Consider the following 11,287-nt stretch of genomic DNA (forward strand, 5'->3'; position numbering starts at 1 on the left):
CGGTGCGGTTGCGGGTGCTGGAGGCGGAGCCGGTGCTGGTCACCCCGAGCCGATGAACCCCGAGCCGATGAACCCCGAGCCGATGAACCCCGAGCCGATGAACCCCGAGCCGATGAACCCCGAGCCGATGAACCCGAACAGCAGAACCCGAAACGCTGAAGCGCGTCACGCCTGTGCGAAGCCCCCGACGCACGACGCCCGGGGCGGCGCGGTAGTCGGAGCAGCGCTCAGAGCCCGGTGACTCGCTCCGCGCCTGCGTACAGGTTCAAGCCGCCGTCGCGGACGAAGCCCGCGAGCGTCATGCCGGCCTCGCCGGCAAGGTCGACCGCGAGCGTCGACGGCGCGGAGACCGCCGAGAACACCGGCACTCCTGCCAGCCACGCCTTCTGCACCAGCTCGAAGGAGATCCGCCCACTCACCTGCAGGATCAGCCCGCGGGCCGGCACCCGGCCCTGGGTCAGTGCCCAGCCGATCACCTTGTCCACCGCGTTGTGGCGACCCACGTCCTCACGCGTCACCAGCAGCTCGCCGTCGGCCGTGAACAGCCCCGCCGCGTGCAGCCCTCCGGTCCGCTCGAACACCGCCTGGGCGGTGCGCAGCCGCTCGGGCAGCTCCACCAGCACCTCCAACGGCACCGTGACGTCGTCGTCTCCCAACGACCAACGCGCCTGCATCCGCACCTCGTCCAGGCTCTCGCGGCCGCAGATTCCGCAGGCACTGGTCACCAGGTTGCGCCGCGCCGCGACAGCGACACCCCGTTCGGGGGCCGCGTCGTCGGTCGAGCCATGTCCGGCACACGCCGCCGGGCCGGCCGCGTCACCCGCGTTCCCCGCGCCCGGTCGCAGCGTCACGTCCACGATGTTCTGCAACGGATCGGGGCGTCCGTCGTCGCAGTAGCGCATGCCCGCGATCTGGTCGGGCCCGGTGATCACGCCCTCCGCCAGCAGGAACCCGGCCGCCAGCTCGAAGTCGTCGCCCGGCGTGCGCATGGTGATCGCGCGAGAGGCGCCGCCCACCCGGATCTCCAGCGGCTCCTCGACGGCGAGCGCGTCCGGTCGCCGGGAACCGCGGCCCGCACGCACTCGCAGCACGCTGCGACGGTCGGAACGTAGGCCCATGGGTCCATCCAAGCATCCGCCCCATGGCGACCTTCTGCCACCGGCGGGTGCGCCGTCGCCTCAGCTCACAGCACCAGCTCCGGCTTCACCCGCTTCGGCGTCCACACCCGCTGCTTGCGGGCCACCCTCGCGGTGACCAGCAGCGCCGCGACCAGCCACGCACCCAGCACCAGCGCGTCGGTCAGCACCCGTGCCTCCAGCCCGCCGTAGAGCAGCTGCCGCAAGCCGTCCACGGCGTAGCTCATCGGCAGCAGGTGGTGCACCACATAGAGCGGCTGCGGGATCGTCTGCCAGGGGAAGGTGCCGCCGGCGGTGACCAGCTGCAGCACCATCAGCACCAGGCCCAGGAACTGTCCCGGCGTTCCCCACAACGCATTCAGCGCATGGATGATCGCCACGAAGCACGCGGTGATCAGGATCAGGAAGAGCCAGGTCCCCACGACGTTGGCCGGCTCGATGCCGAGCGCCAGGCCGACGATCGCCAGCATCACGCTCACCTGGGCCACCCCGATCAGCGCCGGCGTCAGCCAGCCACCCAGGGCGATCCGCAGCGGCGTCTGGTTGGCCGCCAACGCCCGGTTCGACAGCGGGCGGACCACCAGGAAGAGCACGTACCCGCCGATCCAGGTGGCCAGTGCCATGAAGAACGGGGCCAATCCGGCGCCGTAGGAGCCGGCATCGGTCTGCGCCTGCGAGCGGACGTCGACCGGGTTGCCGATCGTGTCCGCGATCGCGGCCCGCTGCTCAGCGTCCATCGCCGGCACCTGCTCGGCGCCGTCGGCCAGTCCGCGGCGCAGGTCGGCGGCGCCGCGCTTCAGCTTGCCCAGCCCGGCATGCAGCTCGTCGGCGCCGTCCGCGAGGGTGCCTGCTCCCGTCTCCAGCTCGCCCGCCCCGGCGGCCAGCCTCCGGCTCCCCGCTGCGGCCGCGTCCACCCCGGCCACCAGCCGCGGCGTGGCGGTCGCCAGCGCGTCGGCCCCGTCGGCCACCTGACCCGCCCCGGTGGCCAGCTCATCGAGCTGCCCGCTCACCTTGCTCGCCTCGCGATCCGCCGCCTTGATCGGCTCGCCGAGCCGGTCGTAGACCGCCAGCAGGCTCTGCTGCTGCTCGGCGGTCAACCCCTGCTCGTCCATCAACGCCGTGAGGTCGTCGCGTCCCTCGCCGTAGCGCTGGGTGACGCGGTCGGCCGCGTTCGCGACCGAGTCGCCGACCTCCGCGATCCGCTGGTCCGCCTGCGCCACCTTCCGCGCGCCCTGGGCCAGTTTCTTGGTGCTGGCCGGCAGCCCCTCGACCTGCTCGGCCATCGTGCTCAGCCCGCTGCGCAGCTCCCCGGCCCCTTCCTTCAGGTCCCCGGCACCCGTCGCGAGCCGATCGGCGCCGTCCTTCAGCCGCTTGCTGCCGGCGTGTGCGTCCGCGAGCCCGTCGCGCAGCTTCGCGGCGCCGTCCGCCCCGTCCAGCAGGCCCGCCCGGACATCGGCCAGCCCCATCAGGAAGGTCTGGCTCGCCTCCACCGAGACCTCACTCGCCACCGCGTCGCGGACCTTGTCCACCACCGTGTTCGCGATCGTGGTCGACAGGTAGGAGTTGGCATCGTTGGTGACCAGCCTGATCCGGGCCTGGCGCGGGTCGGCGGTGCCGACGCTGGTCAGCGAGCGGGAGAAGTCGCGCGGGATCACCAGCGCGAAGTCGAAGCGGCCCTCCTCGACGCCGTCACGCGCCGCCTGCTCGTCCACCTCGGTCCAGTCGAACGAGTCGGAGTCGATCAGGTTGTCGGCCACCCGGCGTCCGGCGTCGAGCGGCTGGCCGTCGGTCCCGGTGGCACCGGCGTCGGCGATCACCAGTGCCGCGGGCACCTGGTCGAGGCGGGCGTACGGGTCGTGGTTCGCGTACAGGTAGAGCCCCGCGTACAACGAGGGGATCAGGATCATCGCGAGCACGGCGAGCCGTGGCAGCCGACCGGCGGTGATCCGGCGCAGCTCGGTCCAGGCGATCCGCAGGGAGTTCATCGGGGTGCCTCCTCAGGGCCGATCGTGACGGTGACGGCGTCCGGCAGCGGCACCGCCCGTGACGTGGTCACCACCACGCTGAGGCCGGCCTCGGCGAACGGGTGGACGGCGTCGCGCAGCTCAGCGGCGGTGAGCCCGTGCCGCTCGGGGTAGGTCAGCACCAGGTGGCTGACTCCGGGGCGTCGGCTGGCCAGGGTGCTGATCAGCCGCAGCCGCGGCAGCGCAGGGACCTCGCCCCAGGGAAGGTCGACGGCGTCGGCGAGCCCGCACTCGGCCAGCACCTCCTCGACGCCGGCGCGGCCCGCAGACATGCGCGCCATCGCCAGCTCCTCGCCGACGATGGTGTGCAGGGGAACGCCCTCGTCGGGCTCGCTGACGCCGGGCACGTCGACCAGCGCGACGCCGCGTTGCAGCACCGCGCGATCCTGGCTCTCGCCGAGGGTCACCTGGCCGGACGAGAGGTCGAGCCGCCCGGCCAGGGCCAGGCTCAGCGCGGTGTGTCCCGCGCCCGGCCGGCCCAAGGCCACCACCACCTCGCCCGGAGCGCAGGCGAGTGTGGTGCGCGGCAGCAGCACCCGGTGGGGCTGGTGAAGCTCCACATCGTCGGCATAGAGCGTGGGAGGCTGGCTCTCAGAGCCGGCGTCCGCGGTCTTGACGTCGCTGTCGTCGGTCACGATGAAGAATCTACGCATCCCCGGCGCCGGGGAACCGGCAGCCGGGCCGGGGCGTCACACCGATGACGGACCAGCCGGGTCCGCAGCGCTGCCCACGAGAAGAGGTACGGCAATGGGACGAGTGATCGCAGGGCTGCTGCTGGCGACCTTGAGTGCGTTGGTGGTCCCGATCGGGATCGGCGCGGCGCCGGCACACGCCTGCTCCTGTGCGATGGCGACGCTGGGCGACCAGGCCGCGCGCTCCGACTACGCGTTCGTGGGCTCCGTCGTCGAGGGGTCGGTGAAGGGCCAGGCCGACCGCGGCATGGAGCCGATCACCTTCACCGTTGCGGTCGACGAGATCTACGCCGGCGAGGTCGGCGCCACCGTGCAGATGCAGACCCAGGCCAGCTCGGCCTCCTGCGGGCTGGGCCAGGTTCCGCAGGGCCGGATGATCTGGTTCTCCTACCTCAATGAGGGGGCCGCCACCGACCGGCGCCTCAACGTCGGCCTCTGCACGCCGCCGGTCGCTGCGGACGCGGCCAACCTCGCCGAGGTCGAGAAGGCGCTCGGCGCCGCCCACCCGGTGGACGACGACGCGACCGGCACCACCGACGTCGGCGGGGGAGAGGCGACAGCGCCGAAGGCGGACGCCGACGACCCGGAGGACGAGGACCAGGCGCTCTGGTGGCCGATCGCGGTCGGCGTGGTCGTGGTGCTCGGTGCTGCGGGTGGGCTGATCTGGGTGCGCTCGGGGCGCCGACGTGGCTGAGGATCACGGCGAAGTTCCGGTGAGCGGACCCCAGCGGTTCGCGATGTCGGTGGCATCCGCCAGCATGGGGACATGACCAGCAACATCGACGCGGCTGCCGAGCGGCTCTTCCAGGCCATCTCCACCAACACGCCCTGCGACCCGGTTCGCGACCTGATCGGCGAGAACGACATCGAGGCCGCCTACCAGGTGCAGGAGCGGCTGATCGCCGCCCGCGTCGAGGCCGGCGGCGTGGTCGTGGGCCGCAAGATCGGTGCCACCTCGAAGGCGGTCCAGGACCAGCTCGGCGTCGACCAGCCGGACTTCGGCGTGCTGCTCGCCGACATGGAGTACACCGAGGACCAGATCGTCCCGATGTCGCGCCTGCTGCAGCCCAAGGTCGAGGCCGAGGTCGCCTTCGTGCTGGGCAAGGACCTCGCCGAGGGCCCGCTGGACATCGCGCAGGTCCGCGACGCGATCGACTACGCGGTCGCCGCCCTCGAGATCGTCGACTCCCGGATCGAGAACTGGAACATCTCCTTCGGCGACACCGTCGCCGACAACGCCTCCAGCGGCCTGTACGTGCTGGGCACCGAGCGCAGGACCCTGGACGAGTTCGAGCCGGTCGACGTCGAGATGTCGATGACCATCGACGGCGTCGAGGTCTCCACCGGCAACGGCGCTGCCTGCCTCGGCGACCCGCTCAACGCGGTCGCCTGGCTGGCCAAGTACGCCCGTGACTTCGGGGTCCCGCTGCGCGCCGGCCAGGTGCTGCTCTCCGGCGCCCTCGGCCCGATGCGTCCGGTCGAGCCGGGCCAGGTCGTCACCGCGACGATCAGCAGCCTGGGCTCGGCCACCGCGACCTTCTCCGCCTGAGGCACCACGCACCGACCACAGCGTGAACCGGCACCCGCTCAGCCTGGCTGGGCGGGTGCGGTGCCCTCGGGCGGCTCAGAAGCGTGGTGCGTGCTGAGGATCGTCGCTCGGGGGCTCCGCGGCACGGGCCCCGAGCTCGAGCAGCTTGGCCACCACCTCGTGATGGTCCATCGCCTGCGCGGCCTGGAGCGGCGTCATCTCGTCGAGCGGTGACAGTTGCTCGGGATCGGCGCCGTGCTGGAGCAGCAGCAGCGCGATCTCGGCCTGGTCCTCCAGGATCGCCGCGACCAGCGGCGTGCACTGGAACTCCGGATGCACATGGCTGACGTCCACTCCGACCACCGCGTAGAACTCGACGAGGTCGTAGTCGCCGTCGTCCACGGCTTCCATCAACGCCTTCCAATCACCTGCGGACATGGCGTTGCTCCCTTCTGGCGGGGCGCTGTTGCGTTGCTCACAGCATGCCACCGTCTGCGCTGGTGGCAAGGGACGTCGGCTCAGCGTGGCTTGACGGCGGCGCTCGCCACGGACGCCGGACCGCTGCCGGCCAGGTTGCGTGCCGAGACGTACCCATATGTGAGCAAACGTCCGGATTCCTCGGTTCGCGGAGAGCGATCAGTGCCCAGGATTGGCTAGCGTGGGGTCATGTCGCGCATCGCTGTGATCGGCGGTCACGGAAAAGTGGCCCTGCACCTGACCCGCCTGCTCTCCGAGGAGGGGCATCAGGTCACGTCGTTCTTCCGCAACCCCACCCATATCGAGGACGTCCTCGCGACCGGCGCCGAGCCTGTGGTCGCGGACTTCGAGGAGCTGGACACCGCAGCGATCGCCGACCTGCTCAAGGGCCACCACGGGGTGGTCTGGTCGGCCGGGGCGGGTGGCGGGAACCCGGAGCGCACCTATGCGGTCGACCGGGACGCGGCGATCCGGACCATCGATGCAGCCGAGATCGACCACATCAAGCGGTTCGTGATGGTGAGCTACTTCGGGGCCGGCCCGGAGCACGGCGTGCCGCCGGAGGACTCCTTCTACGCCTATGCCCAGGCCAAGGCGGCGGCCGACGAGCACCTGCGTGCGAGCACGCTGGACTGGACGGTGCTGGGGCCGAGCCGGCTCACCCTCGACCCGCCGTCCGGGCTGATCGAGACCGGCGCCGGGGTGGGGAAGGGCGCGGTGAGCCGGGCTGACGTCGCGGCGGTGGTGGCGGAGGTCCTGCACCAGCCGTCGACCCACCACCGCACCATCGAGTTCAACAACGGCGCGACGCCGATCGCCGAGGCGCTCGGGGCCTGAGCGGCCTCAGGCCTTCTTGACCACGCTGGACTTCAGCTGCAGCGGGCCGAACCCGTCCACCTTGCCGTCGATGTCGTGGTCGCCGACCCCGTCGATCAGCCGGATGCCCTTGACCCGGGTGCCGACCTTGATCGTGCCGGCTGCGCCCTTGATCTTGAGGTCCTTGATGATCGTCACGGTGTCGCCGTCGGCCAGCACGTTGCCGACGGCGTCGCGGATCTGGGCGGCGTCCGCGGCCTCAGCGGCCTCGGCGGGTGACCACTCGTGGGCGCACTCGGGGCAGACCAGCAGATCGCCCATCTCGTAGGCGTAGGCACTGGCGCAGGAGGGGCACGGGGGCAGCTGGTCGGTCACGAGCGGCGATTCTAGTGTCCCGCCGTCGGCTCACAGCGGCGAGATCGCGAGCCGGTAGGCGGCCGGTGCCAGCGGCGGCACGCTCGGAGTCGCCGGAGCGATCGGAGCCAGCCGCCGGTAGCCGGTGCCGGGCTGCGGGCGCTGGTCGGGCTCGCCCTTGTTCGGCCACAGCGAGACCGCCCGCTCGGCCATCGCGGTGATCGTCAGCGACGGGTTCACGCCGAGGTTGGCGGCCACCACCGAGCCGTCGATCACGTGCAGGCCCGGGTGGCCGTGCAGGCGGTGGTAGGGGTCCACCACACCCTCGGCCGCGGTGAGGCCGATCGGGCAGCCCCCGATGAAGTGGCCGGTCATCGGCACGTTCGCCAGGTCGGCCCAGGTGCCGCCGGCGACGCCGTCGATCTTCTCCGCAACGCGACGGGCGGCGTCATGGCCCTGGGGCAGCCAGATCGGGTTGGGCTCGCCGATGCCCTGCTGGGTGGTCATCCGGCGTCCCCACGGACGGCGTACCGTCCGGGTGGTCAGCGAGTTGTCGGCGCTCTGCATCACCAGCAGCGGGATGGTCTGCTCGGACCACCGGCGCGGATCGTGCAGGCGGCGCAGGTCGCGACGGCGGCGCCACATCTCCTGGAGGCCCAGCACGAACCGGTTGCGGCCGTGCTCGACGTCGGTCAGCACCGCCATCAGCAGCCCGAGCGCGTTGGAGCCCTTGCCGTAGCGGCACGGCTCGACGTGCGTCTGCTCGTCGAGGTGGATCGAGGAGGTGATCGCCACGCCGCGGGTGAAGTCGACGTCGTCGCGCTTGGAGCGGGCGGCCAGGATCGCCTCGGAATTGGTGCGCGAGAGCTCGCCCAGGCGCGGTGAGATCGCGGGCAGGCTGCCCCGGTCGCGGAGCTTGTGGAGCAGGCGCTGGGTGCCGAGGGCGGCGGCCGCGAAGATCACCTGGTCGGCGGTGAGCTCCTGACGCCGGATGCCGCCGGTCCGGCGGGTGTGCACGGTGTAGCCGCCTTCCGGTCGTGGGCGCACGTCGGTGACCGTGGTCTCGGCATGGACCCGGGCTCCGGCCCGCTCGGCGAGGTGCAGATAGTTCTTCATCAGGGTGTTCTTCGCGCCGTGCCGGCAGCCGGTCATGCACTCGCCGCAGTCGGTGCAGGTGGTGCGCTCGGGCCCGGCGCCACCGAAGAACGGGTCGGCCACCTTCGCTCCGGGACGATCCCCGAAGAGCACGCCGACCTCGGTGGGGTGGAAGGTGTCGCCGACCCCGAGGTCCTCGGCCACCGAGCGCATCACCTCGTCGGCGGGGGAGACCTTGGGGTACGTGGTCGCGCCGAGCATCCGCTTCGCCTGGTCGTAGGCGGGGGCGAGCTCGGCGGCCCAGTCGGTGATGTGCGCCCAGTGCTGGTCGCGGTAGAAGGCGGCCGGGGGCTCGTAGAGCGTGTTCGCGTAGACCAGCGAGCCGCCGCCGACGCCGGCCCCACTGAGGATCAGCACGTCCTTGAGCAGGGTGGCACGGAGAATCCCCTTGCAGCCAAGGGCCGGTGCCCACAGGTAGTCGCGGGCCTTCCAGGAGGTGGAGGGGAAGTCGTCGTCGGCGAAGCGGCGGCCGGCTTCGATCACGCCGACGGAGTAGCCCTTCTCGCTGAGCCGCAGAGCGGAGACCGAGCCGCCGAATCCGGAGCCGACGATCAGCACGTCGTAGTGGGTCATGCGGGGGTGCTCTCCTTTCCGGGAACGGGCGTGGCGACGGTCTCGGTGAAGTCGGCGAGCTCGAGGCGGCCGGTGCGGCGCTGGTACTCAGCGACCGTTCCCGGCCAGTTGTTGATGATCCGGCCGCCTGCGGTGCGGTACCAGCTGGCGCAGTTGTTCCAGACCGAGTCGCCGAGCCGGCGCTGCATCTCGGCGTCGTAGCGCTCCGCTGCCTCGGGCCGGACCTCCAGCGCGGCGCGCTCACCGTGTGCGGCGTGGCCGGCGAGGCGCTGCACGGCCTGGGTGATGTAGCCGGCCTGGGCCTCCATCATCGACACGATGCTGCCGCCGCCGAGGTTGGTGTTCGGCCCGTAGACCCAGAACAGGTTGGGGAATCCGGCCACGGTGATCCCGAGGTGGGCGTGGGCACCCTGGCTCCAGGTCTGCTGCAGGGTGGTGGCGGTGCCGCGCACCTCCAGGTCGCCGAGGAAGTCGGTGGCCGCGAAGCCGGTGCCCCAGATGAGCACGTCGACCTCGTGCAGCGTGCCGTCGCTGGTGCGCACCCCTCCCGGCTCGATGGCGGTGATCTGCTCGGTGACGACGCCGACGTGGTCGCGGTCGATCGCCGGGTACCAGGTGTTGGCGAAGAGCAGGCGCTTGCAGCCGAGCGGGTAGTCCGGCACCAGCTTCTTGCGCTTGGCCGGGTCCTTGACGGTGAGCCGCAGGTGCGCACGCCATGCCTGCTTGAGGATTCTCGGCAGGACGCCGCCGTTCTCCATCGCGGCGTTGAGGCGTTCCGACAGCACCCAGGTGAGGGTGCGGCCGAAGGCCTGGCTGCGGGGCGCCGCGGCGAACGCGGCGTGGTGCAGCCGCGTGTAGGCACGGTCCGGCTTCGGCACCACGTACGGCGCCGAGCGTTGGAAGACGGTCATCGCGGCGACGTCGTCGACGATCGCGGGGACGAACTGGATCGCCGAGGCGCCGGTGCCGATCACCGCCACGCGCTTGCCGGTCAGGTCGACGTCGTGGCGCCACTGTGCGGAGTGGAAGGCAGGACCGGCGAAGCTCGCGGCGCCGTCGATGCGGGGGATCACCGGGTCGGAGAGCTGGCCGGTGGCAGGCACCAGCACGTCGGCGGTGTACTCGCGACCGGCGTCGGTGACCACGCGCCAGTGCAGGGCGTCGGCGTCCCAGGTGGCGGAGACGACCCGCTGCTCGGTGTGGATCCTCGGGCGCAGGCCGAGCGCGTCGACCTGGGCGTGGACGTAGCCGAGGATGTCGGGCTGGGTGCCGTAGCGGCGTCCCCAGTCGGGCTTGGGTGCGAACGAGTAGGAGTAGAGCGAGGACGGCACGTCGCAGGCCGCGCCCGGGTAGGTGTTGTCGCGCCAGACGCCGCCGGGGCCGTCGCCGCGATCGAGCAGGGTGACGTCGTCGAATCCGGCGCGGGCCAGATGCGCGGCGACCCCGATGCCGCCGAGGCCGGCGCCGATGATCAGGACCGAGGGCTGCGTGCTCATGAGCGGCAGCGTAGGCAGCGAGTTCGGGCGAGGGGCAGACAACGGCGGCCATCTGATCCACAATTTCGGACATGTCCACCGATGGCCTCGACCTGGAGCGTCCGGCGGCGCTCTCGTGGGACTTCGCGCGGGACCCGGCCGGGGTCACGCTCGTGGTCGGCGTGGGCGTGGAGCAGGGTGTCGCCGCGGCTGCGATGCTCGCCGGGACGGGGCTGTCGGTGCAGGACCTCGACACGGGGGAGCGGCTGGTCACGGCGCGCCAGGAGCTGCGGGTCGTGCGCAACCTGCGCACGGCGGCTCCCGGGGTCAGCCCGATCGCGCTCGGGGCTCGGTACCGGGCGGAGACCTTCGGCGTGCTCGGCTTCGCGCTGCTCTCCTCCGCGACCCTGGGCGAGGCAGCCAACCTGGCGCTGCGCTTCCTCGACCTGAGCTTCACCTTCGCGATCCCCGAGCCGAGGCTGGAGCAGGGTGCGGTGGTCGTCGACTTCGACGACTCGGCGCTGCCCAGCGACGTCCGCGACTTCCTGGTGCAGCGTGATCTCACCGCGGTGTGGAAGGTGCTGGACCAGCTGCGTCCCGGGGGTCTGGAGGCCGCCGCGATCTCCTTCGCCGGCCCGCTGCCGCCGGCCGGCCAGGTGGCGGAGGCGACCCGGCTGTTCCAGCGGACGCCCGATTTCGGCGCGGGGTGCAACCGGTTGCGCTTCGATGCCACGTTGCTTGCCGAGCGGCTGCCCAGCGGAGGCGGGTCCGCGCACACCTTGTCGGAGGCGATGTGTGCGGACCTGGTCTCGCGACGTCGTCAGCGCACCGGGCTGGCGCACGAGGTGCGGGTGCTGATCGCCCAGCGGCTGGCGGCAGGCGCCCCGATGGCCGAGGTCTGCGCTGCGTTGGGGATGGGCGAGCGCAGCCTGCGCCGCCGGCTCGTCGCCGAGGGGACCAGCTACCAGGGCCTGCTCGACGAGGTCCGCGAGACGCTGGCCGTGCAGCTGCTCGACACCGGCCTGCTCTCGGTGGAGGACGTCGCCCAGCGCCTCGG

The 11,287-nt window shown here is 71.9% G+C and carries 11 protein-coding genes; 4 read left to right on the forward strand and 7 right to left on the reverse strand.

Translation table 11 applies throughout. From position 1 onward, the window contains the following. Positions 1-227 precede the first annotated feature (227 nt). The 3 genes from fdhD to ABD151_RS19860 all read right to left on the reverse strand — a co-directional run bounded on the left by fdhD (position 228) and on the right by ABD151_RS19860 (position 3,795). Positions 228-1,118 (reverse strand): formate dehydrogenase accessory sulfurtransferase FdhD, encoded by an 891-nt coding sequence (gene fdhD / locus ABD151_RS19850; RefSeq protein ID WP_343996590.1) that lies wholly within the window; start codon positions 1,116-1,118, stop codon positions 228-230. A 65-nt stretch (positions 1,119-1,183) separates the two neighbouring features. Next, positions 1,184-3,121: a YhgE/Pip family protein gene (locus ABD151_RS19855; RefSeq protein WP_343996591.1), complete on the reverse strand. Its 1,938-nt coding sequence runs from the start codon at positions 3,119-3,121 to the stop codon at positions 1,184-1,186. Continuing rightward, positions 3,118-3,795 carry an ABC transporter domain-containing protein gene (locus ABD151_RS19860; RefSeq protein WP_343996592.1) on the reverse strand — a complete coding sequence of 226 codons (678 nt, stop codon included), beginning with the start codon at positions 3,793-3,795 and terminating at the stop codon, positions 3,118-3,120. The genes ABD151_RS19855 and ABD151_RS19860 overlap by 4 nt, the downstream gene beginning before the upstream one ends. A gap of 112 nt (positions 3,796-3,907) precedes the next feature. Here ABD151_RS19860 and ABD151_RS19865 point away from each other — a divergent pair, with 112 nt between their 5' ends. After that, positions 3,908-4,546: a hypothetical protein gene (locus ABD151_RS19865; protein ID WP_343996593.1), complete on the forward strand. Its 639-nt coding sequence runs from the start codon at positions 3,908-3,910 to the stop codon at positions 4,544-4,546. 72 nt (positions 4,547-4,618) lie between these two features. Next, positions 4,619-5,401: a 2-keto-4-pentenoate hydratase gene (locus ABD151_RS19870; RefSeq protein ID WP_343996594.1), complete on the forward strand. Its 783-nt coding sequence runs from the start codon at positions 4,619-4,621 to the stop codon at positions 5,399-5,401. Positions 5,402-5,476: 75 nt separating this feature from the next. On the opposite strand, the gene ABD151_RS19875 is transcribed toward ABD151_RS19870, so the two are convergent. Further along, positions 5,477-5,818: an ankyrin repeat domain-containing protein gene (locus ABD151_RS19875; RefSeq protein ID WP_343996595.1), complete on the reverse strand. Its 342-nt coding sequence runs from the start codon at positions 5,816-5,818 to the stop codon at positions 5,477-5,479. A gap of 228 nt (positions 5,819-6,046) precedes the next feature. Here ABD151_RS19875 and ABD151_RS19880 point away from each other — a divergent pair, with 228 nt between their 5' ends. Next, positions 6,047-6,694, forward strand: a complete 648-nt coding sequence (locus ABD151_RS19880) for an SDR family oxidoreductase (protein ID WP_343996596.1) — start codon at positions 6,047-6,049, stop codon at positions 6,692-6,694. A gap of 6 nt (positions 6,695-6,700) precedes the next feature. On the opposite strand, the gene ABD151_RS19885 is transcribed toward ABD151_RS19880, so the two are convergent. The 3 genes from ABD151_RS19885 to ABD151_RS19895 are packed head-to-tail and all read right to left on the reverse strand — an operon-like array spanning position 6,701 to position 10,251. Further along, the gene (locus ABD151_RS19885) at positions 6,701-7,048 is read right to left on the reverse strand and encodes a zinc ribbon domain-containing protein YjdM (protein WP_343996597.1); all 348 of its coding nucleotides are present in this window, start codon (positions 7,046-7,048) and stop codon (positions 6,701-6,703) included. 30 nt (positions 7,049-7,078) lie between these two features. Beyond that, on the reverse strand, positions 7,079-8,755 hold the full coding sequence (locus tag ABD151_RS19890; protein WP_343996598.1) for a GMC family oxidoreductase N-terminal domain-containing protein: 1,677 nt from the start codon (positions 8,753-8,755) through the stop codon (positions 7,079-7,081). Then, positions 8,752-10,251: a flavin-containing monooxygenase gene (locus ABD151_RS19895; RefSeq protein WP_343996599.1), complete on the reverse strand. Its 1,500-nt coding sequence runs from the start codon at positions 10,249-10,251 to the stop codon at positions 8,752-8,754. The genes ABD151_RS19890 and ABD151_RS19895 overlap by 4 nt, the downstream gene beginning before the upstream one ends. 71 nt (positions 10,252-10,322) lie before the next feature. Between ABD151_RS19895 and ABD151_RS19900 the strand changes: the two genes are divergently transcribed. Then, on the forward strand, positions 10,323-11,287 hold a 965-nt coding region (locus ABD151_RS19900), incomplete at its 3' end, for an AraC family transcriptional regulator (protein ID WP_343996600.1).

The sequence above is a fragment of the Nocardioides dubius genome (genome assembly GCF_039528155.1).
GTDB classification, from domain to species: Bacteria; Actinomycetota; Actinomycetes; order Propionibacteriales; family Nocardioidaceae; genus Nocardioides; species Nocardioides dubius.

What these genes read in the sequence shown, in the direction of transcription:
- ABD151_RS19870 (WP_343996594.1), top strand. Translation starts at nt 4,619, where the DNA reads ATGACCAGCAACATCGACGCGGCTGCCGAGCGGCTCTTCCAGGCCATC.
- ABD151_RS19865 (WP_343996593.1), top strand. Translation starts at nt 3,908, where the DNA reads ATGGGACGAGTGATCGCAGGGCTGCTGCTGGCGACCTTGAGTGCGTTG.
- fdhD (WP_343996590.1), bottom strand. Translation starts at nt 1,118, where the DNA reads ATGGGCCTACGTTCCGACCGTCGCAGCGTGCTGCGAGTGCGTGCGGGC.
- ABD151_RS19855 (WP_343996591.1), bottom strand. Translation starts at nt 3,121, where the DNA reads ATGAACTCCCTGCGGATCGCCTGGACCGAGCTGCGCCGGATCACCGCC.
- ABD151_RS19895 (WP_343996599.1), bottom strand. Translation starts at nt 10,251, where the DNA reads ATGAGCACGCAGCCCTCGGTCCTGATCATCGGCGCCGGCCTCGGCGGC.
- ABD151_RS19875 (WP_343996595.1), bottom strand. Translation starts at nt 5,818, where the DNA reads ATGTCCGCAGGTGATTGGAAGGCGTTGATGGAAGCCGTGGACGACGGC.
- ABD151_RS19880 (WP_343996596.1), top strand. Translation starts at nt 6,047, where the DNA reads ATGTCGCGCATCGCTGTGATCGGCGGTCACGGAAAAGTGGCCCTGCAC.
- ABD151_RS19890 (WP_343996598.1), bottom strand. Translation starts at nt 8,755, where the DNA reads ATGACCCACTACGACGTGCTGATCGTCGGCTCCGGATTCGGCGGCTCG.